The organism is Aeromonas sp. s12 (assembly GCF_040907925.1).
Lineage (GTDB): Bacteria > Pseudomonadota > Gammaproteobacteria > Enterobacterales > Aeromonadaceae > Aeromonas > Aeromonas veronii.
The window spans coordinates 122,673-142,823 of the sequence record NZ_JBFOCT010000024.1 but is presented as its reverse complement, the minus strand read 5'-3'; the positions used below and the strand labels follow the sequence as shown (position 1 = coordinate 142,823).

At 59.4% G+C, this 20,151-nt stretch carries 20 protein-coding genes; 10 read left to right on the top strand and 10 right to left on the bottom strand.

The features are described 5' to 3' along the window. Positions 1 to 45: 45 nt before the first annotated feature. Positions 46 to 1,398, bottom strand: coding sequence for a 23S rRNA (uracil(1939)-C(5))-methyltransferase RlmD (rlmD, locus tag AB5Y67_RS12400; RefSeq protein ID WP_236367979.1), 1,353 nt, complete (start codon positions 1,396 to 1,398; stop codon positions 46 to 48). Positions 1,399 to 1,672: 274 nt separating this feature from the next. Here rlmD and AB5Y67_RS12395 point away from each other — a divergent pair, with 274 nt between their 5' ends. Next, positions 1,673 to 3,397: a proline--tRNA ligase gene (locus AB5Y67_RS12395; protein WP_236367978.1), complete on the top strand. Its 1,725-nt coding sequence runs from the start codon at positions 1,673 to 1,675 to the stop codon at positions 3,395 to 3,397. Positions 3,398 to 3,489: 92 nt separating this feature from the next. On the opposite strand, the gene AB5Y67_RS12390 is transcribed toward AB5Y67_RS12395, so the two are convergent. The 3 genes from AB5Y67_RS12390 to AB5Y67_RS12380 form a co-directional block, all read right to left on the bottom strand. Then, complete coding sequence (locus AB5Y67_RS12390) at positions 3,490 to 4,170, bottom strand: SDR family oxidoreductase (protein ID WP_042052437.1); 681 nt, start codon at positions 4,168 to 4,170, stop codon at positions 3,490 to 3,492. 128 nt (positions 4,171 to 4,298) lie between these two features. Beyond that, a complete protein-coding gene (locus AB5Y67_RS12385; protein ID WP_005335781.1) occupies positions 4,299 to 4,931 on the bottom strand; it encodes a TIGR04219 family outer membrane beta-barrel protein in 633 nt (210 codons plus the stop codon). Positions 4,932 to 5,026: 95 nt separating this feature from the next. Beyond that, positions 5,027 to 5,476, bottom strand: coding sequence for a copper chaperone PCu(A)C (locus AB5Y67_RS12380; RefSeq protein WP_005335782.1), 450 nt, complete (start codon positions 5,474 to 5,476; stop codon positions 5,027 to 5,029). A gap of 90 nt (positions 5,477 to 5,566) precedes the next feature. Here AB5Y67_RS12380 and AB5Y67_RS12375 point away from each other — a divergent pair, with 90 nt between their 5' ends. Continuing rightward, complete coding sequence (locus tag AB5Y67_RS12375; RefSeq protein WP_201933911.1) at positions 5,567 to 6,316, top strand: enoyl-CoA hydratase-related protein; 750 nt, start codon at positions 5,567 to 5,569, stop codon at positions 6,314 to 6,316. A 17-nt stretch (positions 6,317 to 6,333) separates the two neighbouring features. On the opposite strand, the gene AB5Y67_RS12370 is transcribed toward AB5Y67_RS12375, so the two are convergent. Continuing rightward, positions 6,334 to 6,762 (bottom strand): DUF2753 family protein, encoded by a 429-nt coding sequence (locus tag AB5Y67_RS12370; protein ID WP_005335785.1) that lies wholly within the window; start codon positions 6,760 to 6,762, stop codon positions 6,334 to 6,336. A gap of 285 nt (positions 6,763 to 7,047) precedes the next feature. On the opposite strand from AB5Y67_RS12370, the gene AB5Y67_RS12365 reads away from it, so the two are divergent. Continuing rightward, a complete protein-coding gene (locus tag AB5Y67_RS12365; RefSeq protein WP_236367977.1) occupies positions 7,048 to 7,707 on the top strand; it encodes a CatB-related O-acetyltransferase in 660 nt (219 codons plus the stop codon). A gap of 94 nt (positions 7,708 to 7,801) precedes the next feature. Here the strand turns inward: AB5Y67_RS12365 and AB5Y67_RS12360 are convergent, their stop codons facing one another. After that, the gene (locus AB5Y67_RS12360; protein ID WP_236367976.1) at positions 7,802 to 8,509 is read right to left on the bottom strand and encodes a ParB-like protein; all 708 of its coding nucleotides are present in this window, start codon (positions 8,507 to 8,509) and stop codon (positions 7,802 to 7,804) included. Positions 8,510 to 8,693: 184 nt separating this feature from the next. On the opposite strand from AB5Y67_RS12360, the gene AB5Y67_RS12355 reads away from it, so the two are divergent. The 3 genes from AB5Y67_RS12355 to AB5Y67_RS12345 all read left to right on the top strand — a co-directional run bounded on the left by AB5Y67_RS12355 (position 8,694) and on the right by AB5Y67_RS12345 (position 12,413). Beyond that, positions 8,694 to 10,298, top strand: a complete 1,605-nt coding sequence (locus AB5Y67_RS12355; RefSeq protein ID WP_139440959.1) for an ABC transporter substrate-binding protein — start codon at positions 8,694 to 8,696, stop codon at positions 10,296 to 10,298. A gap of 118 nt (positions 10,299 to 10,416) precedes the next feature. After that, the gene (locus tag AB5Y67_RS12350; RefSeq protein WP_005335795.1) at positions 10,417 to 10,716 is read left to right on the top strand and encodes a hypothetical protein; all 300 of its coding nucleotides are present in this window, start codon (positions 10,417 to 10,419) and stop codon (positions 10,714 to 10,716) included. Positions 10,717 to 10,853: 137 nt separating this feature from the next. After that, positions 10,854 to 12,413, top strand: a complete 1,560-nt coding sequence (locus AB5Y67_RS12345; protein ID WP_159144369.1) for a PAS domain-containing methyl-accepting chemotaxis protein — start codon at positions 10,854 to 10,856, stop codon at positions 12,411 to 12,413. Between the two features lie 67 nt (positions 12,414 to 12,480). Here the strand turns inward: AB5Y67_RS12345 and dusA are convergent, their stop codons facing one another. Continuing rightward, positions 12,481 to 13,467 (bottom strand): tRNA dihydrouridine(20/20a) synthase DusA, encoded by a 987-nt coding sequence (dusA, locus tag AB5Y67_RS12340; protein ID WP_159144370.1) that lies wholly within the window; start codon positions 13,465 to 13,467, stop codon positions 12,481 to 12,483. Between the two features lie 137 nt (positions 13,468 to 13,604). On the opposite strand from dusA, the gene zur reads away from it, so the two are divergent. Genes zur through AB5Y67_RS12325 form a run of 3 tightly spaced genes read left to right on the top strand, consistent with a single transcriptional unit; the run spans position 13,605 to position 14,749 of the window. Further along, positions 13,605 to 14,063, top strand: coding sequence for a zinc uptake transcriptional repressor Zur (gene zur / locus AB5Y67_RS12335; protein ID WP_005335805.1), 459 nt, complete (start codon positions 13,605 to 13,607; stop codon positions 14,061 to 14,063). Beyond that, the gene (locus AB5Y67_RS12330) at positions 14,053 to 14,514 is read left to right on the top strand and encodes a chemotaxis protein CheX (RefSeq protein ID WP_005335807.1); all 462 of its coding nucleotides are present in this window, start codon (positions 14,053 to 14,055) and stop codon (positions 14,512 to 14,514) included. The genes zur and AB5Y67_RS12330 overlap by 11 nt, the downstream gene beginning before the upstream one ends. A 4-nt stretch (positions 14,515 to 14,518) precedes the next feature. Next, on the top strand, positions 14,519 to 14,749 hold the full coding sequence (locus AB5Y67_RS12325; protein ID WP_040066994.1) for a hypothetical protein: 231 nt from the start codon (positions 14,519 to 14,521) through the stop codon (positions 14,747 to 14,749). Positions 14,750 to 14,822: 73 nt separating this feature from the next. Here AB5Y67_RS12325 and brnQ (AB5Y67_RS12320) read toward each other — a convergent pair whose 3' ends face one another. From brnQ (AB5Y67_RS12320) to AB5Y67_RS12310, 3 genes are all read right to left on the bottom strand, one after another. Continuing rightward, a complete protein-coding gene (brnQ, locus tag AB5Y67_RS12320) occupies positions 14,823 to 16,100 on the bottom strand; it encodes a branched-chain amino acid transport system II carrier protein (protein WP_234881671.1) in 1,278 nt (425 codons plus the stop codon). Positions 16,101 to 16,560: 460 nt separating this feature from the next. Then, positions 16,561 to 17,865 carry a branched-chain amino acid transport system II carrier protein gene (gene brnQ, locus AB5Y67_RS12315; RefSeq protein WP_123172335.1) on the bottom strand — a complete coding sequence of 435 codons (1,305 nt, stop codon included), beginning with the start codon at positions 17,863 to 17,865 and terminating at the stop codon, positions 16,561 to 16,563. 191 nt (positions 17,866 to 18,056) lie between these two features. Then, entirely contained in the window at positions 18,057 to 18,767 is a 711-nt protein-coding gene (locus AB5Y67_RS12310; RefSeq protein ID WP_199427758.1) for a tRNA1(Val) (adenine(37)-N6)-methyltransferase, read from the bottom strand. Between the two features lie 119 nt (positions 18,768 to 18,886). Between AB5Y67_RS12310 and srmB the strand changes: the two genes are divergently transcribed. Further along, a complete protein-coding gene (srmB, locus tag AB5Y67_RS12305) occupies positions 18,887 to 20,110 on the top strand; it encodes an ATP-dependent RNA helicase SrmB (RefSeq protein WP_064339387.1) in 1,224 nt (407 codons plus the stop codon). Positions 20,111 to 20,151: the final 41 nt, after the last annotated feature.

The following is a 20,151-nucleotide window of genomic DNA, read 5'->3' as shown; positions in this document are numbered from 1 at the left end:
CGCCAGCTGGCGTCGTTTTTTTATCTGCGAGTATCAGGCGATGACTCACGCCTTGGCGGGCAGGCTCAGGCGGGCAACCGCTTCCACATGCATGGAGTGCGGGAACATATCGACCGGCTGCACCTCGTCCAGCACGAAGCCCTGCTTGACCAGCCAGGCAAGGTCGCGGGCCAAAGTCTGCGGGTTGCAGGAGACATAGACCAGACGGCGGGGCGCCATGGCGACCAGGGTCTGCAGCACCGCCTTGTCACAGCCTTTGCGGGGCGGATCCATCACCACCACATCAGCGGTCACACCCTGGGCGTGCAGCTCGGGCATCAGCTGCTCGGCCTTGCCGACGTGGAATTCGGTGTGCTCGATGCCGTTGAGGGCAGCGTTGCGGCGGGCATCGCTGATAGCGCTCTCCACCGACTCGATCCCGACGACCTTGGCGGCCTTGCCAGCCAGGAACAGGGAGATGGTACCGATACCGCAATAGATGTCGAACACCGTCTCGTTGCCGGTCAGCTCGGCATACTCGAGGGCACTGGAGTAGAGCACATCGGTCTGGGTCGGGTTGTTCTGGAAAAAGGAGAGCGGCGAGATCTCGAACTCGAGCTCATGGATCTTGTCGCGGATCACCCCTTCGCCGAGCAGCACCCGGTTGATCGCGCCCAGAATGCGGTTGGTGCGCTCATCGTTGATGTTCTGCACCAGAGTAGTAACCGGCAGATCGCTCAGGGCTGCCAGCAGCTCGGCTTCGAACGGCAGCTCCTCGCCCAGGGTCACCAGCACCACCATCAGCTCGCCGCTCTTGAAGCCCTTGCGGGTCATCAGGTTGCGCACGCAGCCGCTGTGGTTCACTTCGTCATAGGCGGCGATGTCATGCTCGCGCATCCAGTTGCGCACCCGGGCGTTGAGCTCGACGTGCAGCGAGTCCTGCACCGCACAATCATCGGCGGTGATGAGATCGTGGGAGTGCTTGCGATAAAAACCGATCTCGGCACCGGCGTCACAGCCACGCACCGCATATTGCGCCTTGTTGCGATAGGCGAACGGGCTTTCCATGCCAAGGATATCCTTGACCGGAGTGTCACCCAGCCCGACCTGCTCCAGTGCGCTCTGCACCAGTGCCTGCTTGAGCTTGAGCTGGGCCGGATAGGCCAGCGGGCGCACCTGACAGCCACCACACTCGGTGTTGGGGCAGAAATCGGCAACCCGATCGGCAGAGGGCTGGAGCAGCTCGGCAACCTTGCCGTGCAGATAGTTCGGCTTGACCTCGGTCAGCTCCACCAGCGCCTGCTCACCGGGCAGCAGACCTTCGACAAACAGGGGGCGATCGAACAGGCGTCCTTTGCCATCTCCTTTGTCGGTCAGTTCCAGGATCTCGATCTGGTGTTGATGTCCCACTAACGGCATGAGCGGCTCCAAAAGTACTAAAAATGGGGGGTGATGAACGCGGCAAAGCCATGCCCATCGAGAAAAGGTGGCAGAGTTTAGCGGAGATCCGGCCAAATTGCAGGCATAAAAAGCCTGCTTGTTGCAATGGTCATTACCCCAGGCTATCTGCCAGGCGTTGCCACCTTTCGGGCTGCGGCAAATTTAGCCCTTGGGCCATAACGCCCAGCCTGTTAAAATTCCGCCCTTGAAATTATCCTGGGCCCCGCGCCCGTTCTAGCTAAGGTCTACCGCGATGCGTACCAGCCAATATCTGCTTTCCACTCTCAAGGAAACCCCCTCCGACGCTGAAGTTGTCAGCCACCAGCTGATGCTGCGCGCCGGGATGATCCGTAAACTGGCCTCCGGCATGTATGCCTGGTTGCCAACCGGTCTGCGGGTACTGAAGAAAATCGAGAACATTGTTCGCGAAGAGATGAACAATGCTGGTGCCGTCGAAGTCTCCATGCCGGTGGTACAACCCGCCGAGCTGTGGCAGGAGTCCGGCCGCTGGGATGACTACGGTCCCGAGCTGTGCCGTCTGACCGACCGCCACAACCGTCCCTTCGTGCTGGGCCCGACCCACGAAGAGGTGATCACTGCGCTGGTGCGTTACGAAGTGAACAGCTACAAGCAGCTGCCGCTCAACCTCTACCAGATCCAGACCAAGTTCCGCGACGAAGTACGCCCCCGTTTCGGCGTGATGCGTGGCCGCGAATTCCTGATGAAGGATGCCTACTCCTTCCACATCGACAAAGAGTCTCTGGTCGATACCTACGAGAAGATGCACGCCGCCTACTGCAAGGCGTTCACCCGCATGGGCCTGAACTTCCGTCCGGTGCAGGCCGATACCGGCTCCATCGGGGGTACCGGTTCCCACGAATTCCAGGTGCTGGCCGAGAGCGGTGAAGACTTGATCGCCTTCTCCGACAGCTCCGATTACGCCGCCAACATCGAGATGGCCGAAGCGCTGGCACCGGCTGGTGAGCGCGCTGCCGCAACCAAAGCCCTGACCAAGGTTGCCACCCCGAACGTCCACACTATCGACGAAGTGACAGCCTTCCTGAACGTGGCTCCGACTACCATCGCCAAGACCCTGCTGGTACTGGCAGAGGAAGATGAGCACGGCAAGCAGGCCGTCATCGCGCTGGTACTGCGTGGCGACCACGAGCTGAACGAAATCAAAGCCGAGAAGCTCTCTGGCGTAGCCAACCCGCTGACCTTCGCCAACGACGAGCAGATTAAAGCTGCCGCCGGTTGCGACGCAGGTTCCATCGGCCCGGTCGGCTTTGCCGGTCGCATCATCGTCGATCGCAGCGCCGCCCATCTGGCGGACTTCGTCTGCGGCGCCAACGAGACCGGCTTCCACCTGACCGGTGCCAACTGGGATCGCGACATCGCTTCTTACGAAGTTGCCGACCTGCGCAACGTGGTAGAAGGCGACCCGAGCCCGTGCGGCCAGGGCAAGCTGCTGCTCAAGCGCGGTATTGAAGTGGGCCACATCTTCCAGCTGGGTACCAAGTACTCCGAAGCGATGAAGGCGAGCGTGCTGAACGAAGCTGGCAAATCCGTCACCATGGAGATGGGTTGCTACGGTATCGGGGTTTCCCGTCTGGTGGCCGCTGCCATCGAGCAGAACAACGACCAGTACGGCATCATCTGGCCGGACGCCATCGCTCCGTTCGAAGTGGCCATCGTGCCGATGAACATGCACAAGTCCGAGCGCGTGGCCGAGCAGGCACAACAGTTCTACGCCGAGCTGAAAGCCGCCGGTGTGGACGTGCTGTTCGACGACCGTAAAGAGCGCCCGGGCGTGATGTTTGCCGACATGGAGCTGCTGGGCATCCCGCACGCCATCGTCATCGGCGATCGCGGTCTGGACAACGGCGTGGTGGAGTACAAGTGCCGCCGCACCGGCGAGAAGCAGGAAGTGGCCATCAGCGACATCATCGCCATGCTCAAGGCCAAGCTGGGCCGTTAATTCCGCCCTCTTCCCGATATAAAAAAGCGCGCCATTTGGCGCGCTTTTTGTTTCTGTGTGCTGACGACGGCAACCGGATGGCTGGCTTCGCCTCAAGGATTGCGACCGATAAAGAGGTCGGTCACGTGGCAGCTGCTTCTGGCTTCCAGTGCGTCGAGCATATAGGCCGCCGCATCTTCCGGGGTCATGAAACCGCTCGGGTCCACGTGATCCGAGTTATCCCAGAATTCGCTGCGGATCCCGCTCGGGTAGAGGTTGACCAGCCGCAGTGGCGAGCCTTTCAGCTCGGCGCGCAGTGACTCCAGAAAGCCGCGCATCCCCCATTTGGAGGCGCAGTAGAGACTCTCGTTGGCCTTGCCCACCTGAGCGGCGGAGGAGAGCACATTGGCCAGTACTCCGCCTTTCTCACCGATAAGCCGCACCGTCTGCTGGGCCACCAGAATGGTGGAGATAAGGTTGCTCTCCACCACCCGGCGGATCTGTTCAGCGGTGTAGACACCGACCGGGCCAAACTCGCCCACCCCGGCGCAGTGGATCACCATGTCGGGCTGCCCGCCCCACTCCACCGCAGCGGCGAAGGCGACATCAACCTCTTCATGGTGCGCCAGATCGGCCGCGATGCCGATCACCGCGCTGCCGAGCAGTTGCTCCTGCTCCTGCAGTCGCTGATAACGGCGCCCCATCATGGAGACCTGATGGCCCCGCTCAACCAGTCCGATGGTCAGCGCCCGGCCGAGACCAGAACCGGCACCTGTCACTATGATGTGGCCCATTATCGCTCCTCGTCGTCAGTCGACGGTCAGATTAGAAAGTGAATTCATCGCCCATGAACCATCCATCGACAGAATACTCTGATAGATGTTGGCGAAGAATATCACCCCCGTTGTCAGACAACGTCAGATTAGAAAGTGAATTCGCCGCCCATGAACCAGCCATCGACAGACTGGTCGATATTGGCGAAGTCGACCTTGGCTTCACGCCAGCCGGCACGCAGCTTGATCGGCATGGAGGAGAACTTGTAGGAACCACCCAGACGGTAGTCATAGTTGTCCGCATCGTGAGTGCGCAGATCGCCGAAGAAGGCGATGCCGGTGCCCGGGATCTTCACTTCACTGCCGGCATAGGCCATCAGGGTATCTTCGTCATAACCCTTGCGACCGGAGTAGACCTGCTCGCCATCGTAGTGACGACCGGTCATACCCAGATCGATCTTGAACAGATCGTTGTTGAACAGACGGTAGTAGAGGCTCAGATCGTAGGCAGTCAGATCGTTCTTGAAGTTGCCGCCGGAGGTGCTGAAATCGGAGACTTCAAACTTGGCGTTCGGCAGGAAGATGATGCCGTGTTCCAGTTGCAGATAGCCGTTCCAGTTGTAGCTGTCGTCATAGCTGCCATCAGCACTGGTGCCATAAGCCTGACCACTGCCCTTGGCGGCCCATACGTCGGCACCGGCGGCAAAACGCCAGTCGTCAGCGGCCATGGCACTCTGGCTGCACAGAGCCAGCACAAAACCGGCAATCAGCGTCTTTTTCATTACGTCACTTCCTCTTGCATACATGGAAAAGAGCACTATTTTACTCGGTGCAGCCAAAATACCCAGCGTCAATCCTGAACAAACGACGACAAATGTCAGTGCTTCATATGCTTCATCTCTGCCATCGGCTCAATCGGCTTCACCGGCAGTGACAGATCCAGCTTCTGACCATCATCCATGGTGAGGGTGAGCGGGAAAGGGGTCTGCTCGGAGAGCGTGCCCACCTCGAACAACATGATGTGCAGGCTGCCCGGTTTCAGCACCGCTTCGCCCTTGGCCGGGATCTCGATATTCTCGACCTGACGCATCTTCATCACGCCATTTTCGTGCAGGTGAGTGTGCAGCTCGGCACGACCCGCTGCAGCAGAAGCCGCCGCCACCAGCTTGACCGGCTGATCGGCGTCATTCTTGAGCACCATAAAGGCGGCAGTGTTGGGGGAGCCCGGCGGCAACAGGCGCACATAGCCGTCGACAGCCTCGACCTTGGCCAGTGCAGGCGCCGTCATACCCAGAACCAGCAGAGAATAAAACGCACGTTTAAACATGGTTGAAATCCTTTTATGATGTTGTTAAACGGCGCCAAGGTTACCCCAGCAGCAACCTTTTTTGCACCTTTCAATAACAAGGATTTAGACATGGCCCCCATTCTCATTGCCGAGCAGCAGGATGGCTTGCTCACCCTGACCCTCAACCGCCCCGACAAGCGCAACGCCCTCAATACCGAGCTCTATAAGCAACTGGTGGCAGCGCTGCGAGAGGCGGCAGCCGATGAGGAGGTGCATGTCCTGTTGTTGCAGGGGCAGCAGGATTGCTTTACCGCGGGCAATGATCTGGCTGACTTTATGGGCAAGAGCTCGCTGGAGCCCGACGACCCCATACTGCAGTTCCTCCACACCCTTGCCGACTTCCCCAAACCCGTGATCGCCGCTGTTGCAGGTCCTGCAGTAGGGATAGGCACCACCATTCTGCTGCACTGCGATCTGGTCTATCTAGCGGATAACGCCCGCTTGCAGCTTCCTTTCGTCGAGTTGGGACTGGTGCCGGAGTTCGCCTCCAGCCTGCTGCTGCCACGTCTAGTGGGACACCTCAAGGCAGCCGAACTGTTGCTGCTGGCTGAGGCGATTGATGCCGAGGAGGCGCTGCGACTCGGGCTGGCCAACAAGGTGGTGGCGGCCGATGGATTGCTCTCCTTTGCCCGCGAGCAGGGGCTGAAGCTGGCGGCCAAGCCGCCCAGAGCGCTGCAAAAGAGCAAGGCGCTGCTGAAACAGGAGCTCAAACAGGCGGTGCACTTTGTCATCGATCTAGAGGCGCGCGCCTTCGCCCAGGCACTGCAAGGGGAAGAGGCGCAGCAGCGGATCGCCCAGAAACTCAAACGGCGGGGCTGAGCCGCGCCCACATCCGTTCAGTTGAGACGAAAACGGCCGATCAGCTCGCAACCCTGCACCTTGTCCTGCAGCTGGATCAGCCGGGCAATTTCCGGATTGGGGTGGCGCTTGAGAAAGGCGAGCAGGGCACCACGACAGCAACCCAACTCGCTGATCAGTGCCTCGCACTCCCGATTGGGGCACTGTGGCACCAGCGCAGTCACCAGCTCGGAGGCAAGTTTCAGGTAGCGCAGCTCGTAAGTCGGCTCATCCATCGCCCGCCAGAAGTCGGCCAGCCGGTGGCAGGTGGCGACTCGCATGGTGGCCAGTTCGGTCAACTCGACCTGGGTCATCTCGTAAACATCCCCCAGCGCCTGCTGATAAAAGCAGATCGCCGCCCCCAGCGAACCGGCCTGCCAGGCACGCTCCGCCTCCAGCATGTATCGTTGCCAACTTTGCGGTGTCATTTCGCTCTCCCGAATCCGTCATGGTGGGAGTATTATCATGGCTAATTGAGAATAAATATCAACCAGAGGGTTAGTGCAGGATCTCTGCGCAACCTTGGCAAACCCGGCACCCGACTTTATGATCGTGCCCTTCCCCCCTTCTTTGGTGCACACCACAATGCGACCACGCCTCCCGCAGATGCTGGGCTGCTCCCTGCTCTGCGTGCCCCGCATGCTGGTCTGGATCTATTAGCTGCGCTCACGCGAACGCAACCCATCCGATCCATTCAGCAAAGGAGTTCCAGCATGAACACCTGCCAACACTGGTCGCAGGTCGAATACCTGCACCTGACGGTGGCCAACCCCAATATCTGCCTCAAGGGGCAGCACAGCTACTACTCGGGTGCCTGGGATGGCCCCTTCGAAGAGGTGGCGGTGCGCTACCTCCATGGCGATCCCTTCAGCCGCAGCCCGGAAACCGGCTGGGAGCCGCTCTGGCATATCGACCGGCTCCATATCGGCGACTATGTGCAGATTGCCGCCGGGGTAAAGATCATCATGGGCGGCAACCACACCCACAACACAGCCTTCATCAGCACCTATCCGTTCGCCGAGCTGGCGGCGCTCCAGCGCAGCTACCGCCCCGCAGGCGATACCCGCATCGGCAACGATGTCTGGATCGGCATGGAGGCGCTGATCATGCCCGGCGTCACCATCGGCGACGGCGCCATCATCGCCGCCCGTTCGCTGGTCAATCAGGATGTGCCGCCCTATGCCATGGTGGCGGGCACCCCGGCCAGGGTGGTGCGAATGCGCTTTGGCGAGGAGGAGATTGCCCGGCTACAGGCTCTCGCCTGGTGGGATTGGCCGGATCAACAGGTCAACGATCTGCTACCGCTGATCCAGCAAGGTGACGTCGCCCTGCTTGAGCAGGCGGCTGCCCGCTGGGCGGAGCGCCATGAGTGACCACCGCTAACCAGTCGCTGACAGCATAAGGGCGACCCTGGGGTCGCCCTCTTTTATCTCCGGCATGCTCTGGATGCCGTCATCGCACATCCACTCATTGCGCGCTTTTGGACTGGTTGAGGCTGCACTGCTTGCCGGGATAACCGGGTAGCTCCTTGGCATCGCTGCCGCAGGCGAGCCGTTTGGCCTGTTGCAGGCGGGCCGCCAGATTGGCGCTGTCCACCGGCATCCACTGCATCTGCTTGCCGAGCCAGCTGGCCCAGGCAAACTCGACGAAATAGACCTGTTTGTCCTTGCGAAAGTAGCCCGCATTCTGCAGCAGTCCGGCGAGGGTGCGATAGGGGTAATCAGGCAGCTTGTCGATGCTGGTCGGCAACTGCTCCGGGGTCAGTGGTTGCCCCTTCTCATCCTTGAGCCAGGCCCAATGGTTGTTCTGCATCTGGCTCCAGAAGTTGGCCTTGTCCTGCAGACGGCCAATCACCTTGACCCGGGCATCCTTGACGCCCTGCTGCCACAGCGCCTTGGTGAGATGGTGGCGGTCCACCAGCCAGTAGCTGCCATCCGGCGCAATCACCACGGGGATCTCTTTCTTTTTCATCAACTTGTCGAGCTGCTTTGCGCTCATGCCCGCCAATATGGCCTGGGTCTCATCGACCTGGATCTGGCCGACGCCCCCCTGGGTCGGGTGCAAGGCATCGATGCCGATCTCGCACCAGTTGCCCACCGCCGTGTCGCTCTGGCACGGGGCCAACGCCCAGGCACCCTGGCTCAGCACACAGGCCAGCAATAACCATGCTTTCATCGTTTGACACTCCTCACCACATTGAACTGCACAGACGCCGGGAACGCTCTTCTACCCCGATTGGGAGTGAGAGTCGAATGCTGGCGGTCAGACCAGCAAACGGGATATCATGATTTCCCATCTGTCGGCGATATTTTCTCGCCGAGTTTTCTCCCCGCTTCACACTATTTGAAGGATCCGACCCATGAAAGGATGGAGCCCCTTGCTGGCCCTGCTGGGCTGTGCTGCTGTCCAGGCTGCCGATATTCCCGCCGGAACACAACTCGCCGCCGAGCAGATTGTCGTTCGCCACCTCAAGGATGAACCTGCGAGCCTGAGCCCTCTCAAGCTGGTCGGCCTGCCGGAGTTGCAGGTACTGCGGGATCTGTTCGAGGGGCTGCTGACCCAGGGGCCGGATGGCAAACCGGTTGCCGGGGTGGCGGCCAGCTGGGAGAACAAGGGCAACCAGTTCTTTACCTTCCATCTGCGCCCGGATGCGCGCTGGTCCAACGGCGATCCGGTCAAGGCCGGCGACTTCGTCTACGGCTGGCGCAAGCTGGTCGACCCGAAAGAGGCGGCCACCTTCGCCTGGTTTGCCCAACTGGCCCGTTTCGACAAGGTGGACGAGATCGTGGCTGGCAAATTGCCTGCCAGCGAGCTGGGGGTCAAGGCCCTCGATGATCACACCCTGCAAGTGACCCTCTCCCAGCCGGTGCCCTACTTCCTGAACCTGCTGAGCCACCCCAGCCTGTCGCCGCTCCATCAGGCCAGCATCGAGCAGTACGGCAACCAGTGGACCCAACCCGGCAAACTGGTGGGCAACGGTGCCTTTGTGCTGAACAACCGGGTGGTCAACGAGAAGCTGGAGCTGACCCCCAACCCTTATTACTGGGATCGGGCCCATACCGTATTGACCAAGGTGATCTTCATGCCGATCAATCAGGAGAGCGCGGCGACCAACCGCTATCTGGCGGGCGATCTGCATATCACCGAATCCTTCCCCAAGGAGCAGTACGACAAGCTGAAGCAGCAGATCCCGAATGAGGTCTACACCCCGGATCAGCTCGGTACCTACTACTACGCTTTCAATACCCGTCAGGCACCACTGAACGATGTGCGGGTGCGCAAGGCGCTCTCCTACACCATCGACCGCGCCCTGATCGCCGACAAAGTGCTCGGCACTGGCGAGAAACCTGCTTATCACTTCACTCCGGATGTGACCGCCAGCTTTACCCCGGCCGTCAACTTGCTCTCCACCAGCAGCCAACCGGCGCTGGACAGCAAGGCCAAGGCCCTGCTCAAGGAGGCCGGTTACGGCCCGGACAAGCCGCTCAAGTTGACCCTGCTCTACAACACCGCGGAAATTCACAAGAAGATGGCGCTGGCCATCGCCAGCATGTGGAAGCAGAAGCTGGGCGCCGAGGTCGAGCTGACCAATCAGGAGTGGAAAACCTATCTCGACAGCCGCCAGAGTGGTCAGTTCGAGGTGATCCGCTCCTCCTGGGTCGCCGATTATAACGACCCTTCAGCGTTCCTTGGCCTGTGGGGCTCTCGTCACAGCGGCAATATGGCTGGCTTTGCCAATGCCCGTTATGACCAGCTACTGGCAGAGGCGGCCAGCACTCAGGATGCCGCCAGCCGCAGCAAGCTGTTTGGCGAGGCGGAGGCGATCCTGCTGGATCAAGCCCCCATCGCCCCCATCTACCAGTACACCAATGCCCGACTCATCAAGCCATGGCTCAAGGGCTACCCCATCAACAACCCGGAAGATGTGGCCTACAGCCGCCAGCTGTACCTCGTCAAACACTGACACCGGCCACAACGATGCGAGGCCCCGCAGGGCCTCGCTATTGATACTGTTCACACCCTGATTTCCAGCCTAAAATGTCGCCCCTTCTGTTCAATTAATCTTCAATGCCCAGTCAGACATGCGTTATTTGATACTGCTCTCGTTGTTGTGGACCCTGCCCGCGCAGGCCAATAGCGAATCCCAATGCCAGCAAGAGTTTGTCGGCTGGATGCTGCACCAGCAGCAACAGTTCAGCGATCGCAAGTCTGACAAGATGGAGCGGCGCCGTGCCGAACGGGCCATCGAGTTGGCTCGTCAGGAGTACGACAAGCAGACCAGCTTTTGCAAGACGATGGAGCTGGTGCGCAGCTACAAAGATAGCGATCCGCGCTTTAAACCGAGAAGCGGCGAAGTTCACGATTTCACACCGGCCAGCTGACCCTCACTTCATCAATTCATTGTGTTGATTAATTGACCCAAGCCAAGTTCGGGTCACTGAAGAGCCTTAGAATGATTAACTGAGAACGACAATAAAAAACATAGTTATCAGTTAGTTGGCTTTTTCAGGAATGACACATGACCAGACTCCATCAGGAGGGGGAGATACACTTCCCCGACAACATCGCACTCATCTCGACCACGGATCCCGCCAGTCATATTACCTATGCCAACCAGCACTTCTGTGATGTGGCCGGGTACGGTGCTGCCGAAATGGAAGGGGTGCCCCACAATCTGGTGCGACACCCCGACATGCCCAAGGTGGCCTTCGCCGACATGTGGCAGCGGCTGCGACAGGGCAAAAGCTGGATGGGGCTGGTCAAGAACCGCTCCAAAAGCGGTCAGTTCTATTGGGTAAACGCTTACGTCACCCCGATCCTCAATGCGCAGAAGGAGATCGTCGAGTTCCAGTCGGTGCGCACCAAACCCGCCGCCAGCGATGTGGCCTGGGCCGAGCAGCTCTATGGCCTGCTGCGCAGCGGCAAGGCACTTCCCTGGCTGAGCCGGTTTCACATTGAACCGGGTCAGCTGACCCTCTGGCTCTCCGCTTCTGCCTTGCTCACCATCCTTGCTACCTTTGCCACCGGCAACCTGTTATGGCTGCTGCCCACCGCCTTGTTGCTGTTGGCACAGGCAATCCACGGCTGGCGATTGCAGCAGCGGCTGGCTCATCTGCTCACCCTTGCCGATCAAGACAAGGGAACCCACCTCTGTCAGGTGCTCTACACCCGACGGCGCGATACCCTGGCGGCCGTCGAACTGGCCCTGCGAATGAAGCAGGCCGAGCTCAAGGCCGTGGTCGGGCGCAGCGCCGACACCAACCAGCAGATCCTGCAGGCAGCCGAAGATGACCGGGGCAATATCCAGACCATTGATACTCATCTGCAGCAGCAGCGCGCCCACAGCGAGCAGCTGGCGACCGCCATCACCGAGTTGAGCCACTCCATTCGCGATGTGGCCCACAGTGCCCATGAGGCGAGCAATCTGGTTATAGAGGTACAGCAGGTCTCCGATGAGGGGCTGCAAGCATTGGCGACCACCCGATCCGCCGTCAACCAACTTCATCAGGAGCTGGATGCCAACCATGCCGTGCTGGCCCAGCTCACCAGCGACAGCCAGAAGATCAGCGGTATTCTGGAGGTGATCAGTCAAATCGCTGACCAGACCAACCTGCTCGCCCTCAATGCGGCCATCGAGGCCGCCCGGGCGGGCGAACAGGGGCGCGGTTTTGCCGTGGTGGCGGATGAAGTGAGGGCGCTGGCCCAGAAGACCCGAGCCTCGACCAGCGAGATCCACGAGATGATCCAGGCGCTGCAACAGACTACACAACAGCTGTCGGACGGGATGACACAAGGGGCGCAGACCTCGGTACGCTGCCAGCAGCACGCGGGCACCACCGCCGACGTGCTCACCCAGATCAACCGGATGCTGGGGCAGGTAACCCGCACCAGCGACGAGATCGCCCAGGCGGTGAGTCAGCAGGCCGACGTCACGGCGACCCTCGATGAAGGGGTACACCAGATCCACCAACTGGCCAGCCACACCGCCGACAACAGCAGGCAGGCCCTCGATGGCATCACCCTGCTGGTAGAGCGGCTGCAGGATCTCTCGCGGCTGATCAACCAGTTCAGATATTGAAGCGACAGTAATAAAAAAGCGCGTCAACTGACGCGCTTTTTGTTGCTCTTGCCTTGGCACAACAGGCTTATTCGGCCGTCTCGCTGCTGGCAAACTCCGGCACCTTGGCCATGGCATCCAGCACCACCTGAATACCGGCGCCCGGTTTGCAGGCGTTCTCGCTCAGGTGACGACGCCAGGCGCGGGCCCCCTGCATATTCTGGAACAATCCCAGCATGTGGCGGGTCATGTGGGAGAGGTAGTTGCCCTTGGCCAGTTCCTGCTCGATATAGGGCAGCATCATCCGCACCACTTCGTGGCGGCTCGGCACGGCGTTGTTCTGGCCGAACACCAGATTGTCCACCTGCGCCAGAATGTAGGGGTTCTGATAGGCTTCGCGCCCCATCATGACGCCATCGACGTGTTGCAGGTGCTCAAGGGTCTGCTCCATGGAGGTGACGCCACCGTTGAGGGCGATGGTGAGATCCGGGTAATCCTGCTTGACCCGATAGACGCGGGGATAATCGAGGGGCGGGATCTCGCGGTTCTCCTTGGGGCTCAGGCCACTCAGCCACGCCTTGCGGGCATGGACGATAAAGGTGTCGCAACCGGCATCGCGCACCTGTTCGATGAAGGCCTGCAGAAATTCGTAGGAGTCCTGATCGTCGATACCGATACGGGTCTTCACCGTCACCGGAATATCGACCACATCGCGCATCGCCTTGACGCAGTCTGCCACCAGCGCCGGTTCACCCATCAAGCAGGCGCCAAAGCGGCCATTCTGCACCCGATCGGAGGGGCAACCGACGTTGATGTTCACCTCGTCATAGCCGCGCTCCTCGGCCAGCTTGGCGCAGTGGGCCAGATCGGCCGGATTGCTACCACCCAGCTGCAGGGAGATGGGGTGTTCCTGCTCGCTGTAACCCAGATAATCCCCCTTACCGTGGATGATGGCGCCGGTGGTCACCATTTCGGTATAGAGCAAGGTCTGGCGGCTCATCAGTCGATGAAAGTAACGGCAATGCCGATCAGTCCAGTCCAGCATGGGGGCGATGGAAAAACGCTGCGCCTGCATAAAAATCATCCGGGTTGGCTAAAGAAAGGGGCGGATTTTATCACAACGTGAAGCAGCCCCAGAAAATGAATTTTGTCGCCGCGCCATGCGAGGCCCTGTGATAGTATCCGGCTAATAGAAAGGGTATCTGCGCGATCATGAATCAAGACCAACTTTTACAACGAGCCGAGCGACTCTGTATACAGCGAGGGATCCGCTTCACCCCGACCCGACGTCAGGTATTTCGGCTGCTGGCGGCACACGGCAACGCCATCAGCGCCTATGATTTGTTGGCCCAGCTGCAACAAACCGAAGCCAATGCCAAGCCGCCAACCGTCTATCGGGCACTCGATTTTTTGCTCGAACAGGGCTTTGCTCACAAGGTGGAATCTCTCAACGCGTTTATCTTCTGCTGCCACTTCGATCACGCTCACCCGATGCAGTTGTTGATCTGCGACGAGTGCGGGGATGTGGTCGAGCTTCACGATACGGCGATCGATAGCGCGTTTTCCGAGCAGGCCCACTTGCATGGTTTTACTATTACCAATAAGACGATAGAGGCACATGGCCAATGTGCCCGTTGTACGCCCACTGTAGGAAGTCATCATGAAGGCTGATTTTGTAAATCCGTTCCTGCTATCCCTGCTCAATGTGCTCTCGACCATGGCACAGCTGGAACTCAAACCGGGCAAACCGAAACGCAAGATGGATGAGCTGGCGCGCGGCGACGTCTCCGGCCTGATCGGCATGGTCGGCCCGCAGACCCGTGGCTCCCTCTCAATCAGCTTCGAGAAGGGGCTGGCGCTGGAGATCATGCGCCGCATGCTGGGGGAAGCGCCCGCCAACATCAACGAAGAGGTGACCGACATGGTCGGTGAAATCACCAACATGGTGACTGGCGGTGCCAAGCGGATGCTGGGCGAGAAGGGCTACGAGTTTGACATGGCGACCCCCATCATCGTCTCCGGCCCCAACCACACCATTACCCACCGTGCCGATGGCACCAAGATCATGATGCCGTTCGAATCGGATTTCGGTCGCGCCACTATCGAAATTTGCTTTGAGTAACCCTATGTGGAAAGCATTGAAATGGATTTTCATCTGCTGGGCCCTGCTGTTGATCCTGTCGGACATTCAGATCAGCACCTCCCTCTACAAGTACGAAGATAACCGGGTGCTCATCAACTTCCCGCGCTGGGAAGCCAAGCAGCCTTGGGGCACCTTCGAGTGGCATGCCGGACGGGTAGAAACCCACTGGTATGGTCTGGAGGGCAAACCCAAGCCGTCAGGCCCGCAAATCTGATCCGGTAACGGATCCGGCAGAAACAGAAGAGGCCAGCAGATGCTGGCCTCTTTGCTATCTCGTTGTTTCTGAATTAAGCCGCTTCGGCAGCCAACTTCCCGCTTGGTCGCACCAGGATGCCGACGATGCAGGCCAACAGTGTCGGCAGCAGCCAGGCAAGCCCCTTGTCTAACAGCGGCAGGCAGGCAAAGCCGTCCATCGCCATCCCGGCAGCCCCCAGCCCATCGAGGCAACCAAACAGAAAGGCGACCGTCAGCACACCGCGAAACACCAGCTGTGGCTGGGCAAACCATCCCTTGAGGAAGGTCACCAGCACCAGCGCGATGGCAACCGGATAGATAGCCACCAGCACCGGGATGGAGAGGCCGATCAATTCGCTCAACCCCACATTGGCTACCAGCACACAGAGCGCCCCCAGCAGCATCACCCAGTTGCGATAGGCCCAACCTGTCAGGCCATGGAAGTAGTCGGCACCGGCACAGAGCAGGCCGACCGCGCTGGTAAAACAGGCCAGGGTGATGATAGCAGCCAGAATAAACTGACCCGGTTGGCCAAACAGGCTCAGGACGTAGGCATTGACGATGGCGCCGCCATTACTGATATCGCTCGCCACCCCACCGGCGCTGTTGCCCAGCTGAAAGAGCGAGACATACACCGCCGACAACCCGACCGCCGAGATCAACCCCGCGATGGTCAGGTATTTGAACTGGCTGCGATAATCCTCGATCCCCTTCTGGCGCAGCAACCCGATGATCAGGGCGCCAAACATCAGGGAGGCCAGGGTATCCATGGTGTTGTACCCCTCCAGCATTCCTTTGGTAAGAGCCGCATCTATGTACTCACCGCTGGCATCTGGCATGGTGCCCTGCGGCGTCATAAAGACCCCGACCGCCAGAATAAGCAGCATCGCCATCAGGGCTGGGGTCAGATACTTGCCGACCGCATCGAGCAGTTTGCCCCGATCGAGCGCCACCAGGATCACCAGCGCAAAGAAACTCAGGGTGTAGATCAGCAGCCCCTCATGACCGGCATCACCGAGCCAGGGCTTGAGCCCCATCTCGTAGGCGACCAGACCGGTGCGGGGAATGGCAAAGGCGGGCCCCATGATGATATAGATGGCGATGGCCAGCGCTGTCGCCGCCCCGGCGGGCAGATAGCGGGTCATTCCGGTCCAGCCACTCGCGCCGCCCCCCGAACTCCCCTTGGCCACCGCAATCAGGGTGATCAGCGGCAAGCCCACTGCCGTCAGCAAAAAGCCGCACATGGCGGCCAGCAGATGCTCACCAGCCATAAAACCGGCCAGCGGCGGAAAAATGATATTGCCAGCCCCCAGATAGAAGGCAAACGTCATAAACCCCAATCCGAATACGTCGGACAACTTCAATGATTTCGTCAAACTCAACCTCATCTGCCTTATCAGCTTGTTATTGATTGCACCCACTGCCTGGCAGATAACCGGTAACAATACCTCTCGCCCCCACACGGCCCGCGGACCGGATGAGGCGCACCACCTTTAGCATAAAGAAGAGGAGTTCGATCTCAATCACCAATTAATATCTTGAAACAATTTACTGCTGCGGAATTAATCGTCGAACAACTCGGCGCTCCATAAACAGGTGTCGCACGTGCCCTATGGGAAGTGAGAAGGGGTTGTAGAAGGGGGAACTGGTTATAGCGGCAAGATACGGCTGCTCAGATGCTATCTGCGTACAGTGACAATTACGGCAGCAAAGCGAGGCGAGAAGCGAGGCTCACAGAAAACAAAAGAGCCTGCACGGGGCAGGCTCTTGGCAATATCAGATCGGGTGTGATCAGGCAGCTTCGGCAGCCATCTCGGTTGGACGCACCATCACGCCAACTACGCAGGCCAGCAGGGTCGGCATCAGCCAGGCGAGGCCTTTGTCGAACAGCGGCAGGAAGGCAAACGCATCCATCTTCATACCGGCAGCACCCAGACCATCCAGGCAACCGAACAGGAAGGCAACCATCAACACGCCACGGAACACCAGACGGGGACGGCCGAAGTAACCCTTCATGAAGGTGACCAGTACCAGCGCCACGGCAACTGGATAGATGGCAACCAGCACCGGAATGGAGAGGCTGATCAGCTGGCTCAGGCCCACGTTGGCCACCACGGCACAGATAACGCCCAGCAACACCACCAGCTTCTTGTAAGCCATACCGGTCAGATTGTGGAAGAAATCGGAACAGGCAGAGATCAGACCGACTGCAGTGGTAAAGCACGCCAGAGTGATGATGGCCGCCAGAATGAACTGACCCGGCTGACCAAACAGGCTCAGTACGTAAGCGTTGACGATAGCGCCACCGTTGCTGACATCGGTCGCCACGCCGGCGGCAGTGTTGCCCAGCTGGAACAGGGATACGTACACCACGCTCAGACCAACGGCAGAGATAAAGCCAGCAATGGCCAGATACTTGAACTGGCTCTTGTAATCGTTGATGCCTTTCTGGCGCAGCAGATCGACGATCAGGGCGCCAAACATCAGGGACGCCAGGGTGTCCATGGTGTTGTAGCCTTCCAGGATCCCTTTCACGAAGGGGCTGTTCTGATAGTCACCGGACGCATCAGGCATGGAGCCTTGCGGTGCTAAGAATACACCGATCGCCAGAGTCAGCAGCAGCAGCATCAGTACCGGAGTCAGGTATTTGCCGATGGCGTCCATCAGCTTGCCCTGGTTCATGGAGACCAGAATGGCCACACCAAAGAAGATCACGGTATAGGCCGCCAGACCCGCCTGCCCCATGTCACCGATGAATGGCTTGAGGCCCATTTCATAGGCAACCAGACCGGTACGGGGCGCGGCAAAAGCCGGGCCTATGATGATATAGATGGCAACGGCCAGCGCAGTCGCAACACCGGCAGGCAGCAGCTTGGTCATGCCAGCCCAACCGTTACCGGCTTTCGCCACGGCCAGAATGGTCACCAGAGGCAGGCCCACGGCAGTAACCAGGAAGCCAAACATCGCCAGGGAGAGGTGCTCACCAGCCATGTAACCGGCCAACGGCGGGAAAATGATGTTACCGGCGCCCAGGTAGAAGGCGAAGGTCATAAACCCTAATCCGAGTACATCGGACAATGTGAGTGATTTCGTCAAGTTCAACCTCGTCTGTCTTGTAAATTATTGCTTGTTATAGTTTTTATCGGTCGCTGACCGGGTGTGTTCAGGGGGTATAAAAAAAGAGCCCCGCATGTTTTTTCATCGCAACCAGTGGTTTTAGCTGGTCTGGAGCGGGCGCTCGATCTGGAACCAGCATAATGGCGTGAAAAAATAGTTCAAGACGAAATTTACATCTTCAAATAGAAGGGGTTGGTCAGTTGGATATATCTGTCGGAATAGGCCCCATCAGCAGAATGGATCACAATTTCACCCCTCTCACACCTGTTTAATCCTCTGCCAAGTAGCAATAAAACACGATTTGCCTCTTTACCCTCTCTGGTGATAACAGCTGTATAACAAATGCCATGCAGATCATAATTCGCCGAAATGCATAAAATTTCATCGGCCATCGCCGTCGGCAGCACCAGCGCCACCTGCCCGTTCGGGCTCAGCAAACGATCGCAGGCCGCCAGTAATGCGTGGCTGTCGAGGGCGCCGGTATGGCGGGCCAACGCCCGCGCCGGATCGCTAAATGACTGGCCTGCCACGAAATAGGGAGGGTTGGAGACGACAAGATCGTAAGGGGCTGCCTGATAATCCTGAATGGCACTCTCTATGACGGTCACCCGATCGGCCCAGGGAGAGGCAGCCGCATTCTCCCGCGCCTGATTGGCCGCATTAATATCCAGCTCAACCGCATCAAGACGGCAGTCAGATCTGCTGCGCTGGGCCAGCATCAGGGCGATCAGGCCGCTGCCGGTGCCGATATCGAGCACTCGACGCGCCTGTTCGACCGGCGCCCAGGCACCGAGCAAAATGCCATCGGTGCCTACCTTCATGGCGCAGCGATCGTGATTGATATGGAACTGTTTGAAGGTAAATCCGCGACTACGTCCCATCTGGCCCCCGTCATCTGCAAAAATGGTGGGCGATTATAGCGGCTAAGACACACTCACCAATAGGAGCCGACGAGATAATCGCCTATAATCTGCCGTTTCCTTAATGACCGAGTATTGCCATGAGCCAGTCCTTTGATGATTTCGACCTGCACCCCGCCCTCAACCGGGCCTTGGCCGAGATGGGATTCACCCGCCCCACCACCATCCAGCAGATGGTGCTGGAGCCAGCCCTGGACGGCCGCGATATTCTGGCATCCGCTCCGACCGGTACCGGCAAGACTGCCTCCTTCCTGCTGCCGGCACTCCAGCACCTGCTGGACTTCCCGCGCCGCAAGCCGGGCCCCTGCCGCATGCTGATCCTGACACCGACCCGCGAGCTGGCGCTGCAGGTGACCGCACACGCCAAGGCGCTGGCGGCCCATACCAACCTCAGCATCGAGACCATCATTGGCGGCGTCAGCCATGAAGAGCAGCTGCCTGCCCTGACCAAGACCACCGACATCGTGGTGGCCACCCCGGGCCGTCTGCTCGAGTACATCGAGAAAGAGGAGTTCGAGAGCCACGACATCGAAGTGCTGGTGCTGGATGAAGCGGACCGCATGCTGGACATGGGCTTTATCAAGGATGTGAACCGCATCGTGGAAGAGGCGCGCTACCGCAAGCACACCATGCTCTTCTCCGCCACCCTGGAAGGGGCCGGCCTTGAGAAGTTCGCCAACGAGATCCTCAAGGATCCGGTGGAGCTGCACGCCGAGCCGCCCCGCAGCGAACGTCGCCCCATCACCCAGTGGATCCATCTGGCCGATGACGCCACCCACAAGCTGGCGCTGCTGACCCACATCCTGAAAGATCCGGAAACCCAGAAAGCCATCATCTTCGTCAAGACTCGCGAGCGTCTGGCGGAGCTCTCCGGCCAGCTGCAGGCTGCAGGTATTTCCTGCGCCTGGATCCGTGGCGAGATGGAGCAGAGCAAGCGTATCGAGTCGATCCGCAAGTTCCACGAAGGGGAAGTGCCCTTCCTTATCGCCACCGACGTCGCCGCACGCGGCATCGACCTGCCGAACGTCAGCCATGTCATCAACTACGACATGCCCTACGGCGCCGATGTCTACGTCCACCGGATCGGCCGTACTGGCCGCGCTGGCAACCGTGGCTGTGCCATCAGCCTGGTGGAAGCCCACGACATGGCGATGGTCGCCAAGATCGAGCGCTACACCGAGGAGCGCCTCAAGCGCCGGGTGATCGACGAGCTGCGCCCGAAACACAAGGAAGCGCGGGTACCGGTGAAGAAGAAAAAGCCGGTCGACAAGAAGAAGTCCGCCAAGAAGAAAAAGAAGAAGTGATCGCCTGGCGATAAAGAGAAGGGCCATCCCGCGGGATGGCC

Bases quoted from the DNA above. Each gene is read 5' to 3' on its own strand.
- AB5Y67_RS12395 (WP_236367978.1), top strand. From the start codon at position 1,673: ATGCGTACCAGCCAATATCTGCTTTCCACTCTCAAGGAAACCCCCTCC.
- dusA (WP_159144370.1), bottom strand. From the start codon at position 13,467: ATGCAGGCGCAGCGTTTTTCCATCGCCCCCATGCTGGACTGGACTGAT.
- rlmD (WP_236367979.1), bottom strand. From the start codon at position 1,398: ATGCCGTTAGTGGGACATCAACACCAGATCGAGATCCTGGAACTGACC.
- AB5Y67_RS12385 (WP_005335781.1), bottom strand. From the start codon at position 4,931: ATGAAAAAGACGCTGATTGCCGGTTTTGTGCTGGCTCTGTGCAGCCAG.
- AB5Y67_RS12350 (WP_005335795.1), top strand. From the start codon at position 10,417: ATGCGTTATTTGATACTGCTCTCGTTGTTGTGGACCCTGCCCGCGCAG.
- srmB (WP_064339387.1), top strand. From the start codon at position 18,887: ATGAGCCAGTCCTTTGATGATTTCGACCTGCACCCCGCCCTCAACCGG.
- AB5Y67_RS12390 (WP_042052437.1), bottom strand. From the start codon at position 4,170: ATGGGCCACATCATAGTGACAGGTGCCGGTTCTGGTCTCGGCCGGGCG.
- AB5Y67_RS12375 (WP_201933911.1), top strand. From the start codon at position 5,567: ATGGCCCCCATTCTCATTGCCGAGCAGCAGGATGGCTTGCTCACCCTG.
- AB5Y67_RS12380 (WP_005335782.1), bottom strand. From the start codon at position 5,476: ATGTTTAAACGTGCGTTTTATTCTCTGCTGGTTCTGGGTATGACGGCG.
- AB5Y67_RS12325 (WP_040066994.1), top strand. From the start codon at position 14,519: ATGTGGAAAGCATTGAAATGGATTTTCATCTGCTGGGCCCTGCTGTTG.
- AB5Y67_RS12365 (WP_236367977.1), top strand. From the start codon at position 7,048: ATGAACACCTGCCAACACTGGTCGCAGGTCGAATACCTGCACCTGACG.
- AB5Y67_RS12355 (WP_139440959.1), top strand. From the start codon at position 8,694: ATGAAAGGATGGAGCCCCTTGCTGGCCCTGCTGGGCTGTGCTGCTGTC.
- AB5Y67_RS12370 (WP_005335785.1), bottom strand. From the start codon at position 6,762: ATGACACCGCAAAGTTGGCAACGATACATGCTGGAGGCGGAGCGTGCC.
- AB5Y67_RS12330 (WP_005335807.1), top strand. From the start codon at position 14,053: ATGAAGGCTGATTTTGTAAATCCGTTCCTGCTATCCCTGCTCAATGTG.
- AB5Y67_RS12345 (WP_159144369.1), top strand. From the start codon at position 10,854: ATGACCAGACTCCATCAGGAGGGGGAGATACACTTCCCCGACAACATC.
- zur (WP_005335805.1), top strand. From the start codon at position 13,605: ATGAATCAAGACCAACTTTTACAACGAGCCGAGCGACTCTGTATACAG.
- AB5Y67_RS12360 (WP_236367976.1), bottom strand. From the start codon at position 8,509: ATGAAAGCATGGTTATTGCTGGCCTGTGTGCTGAGCCAGGGTGCCTGG.
- brnQ (WP_234881671.1), bottom strand. From the start codon at position 16,100: ATGACGTTTGCCTTCTATCTGGGGGCTGGCAATATCATTTTTCCGCCG.
- AB5Y67_RS12310 (WP_199427758.1), bottom strand. From the start codon at position 18,767: ATGGGACGTAGTCGCGGATTTACCTTCAAACAGTTCCATATCAATCAC.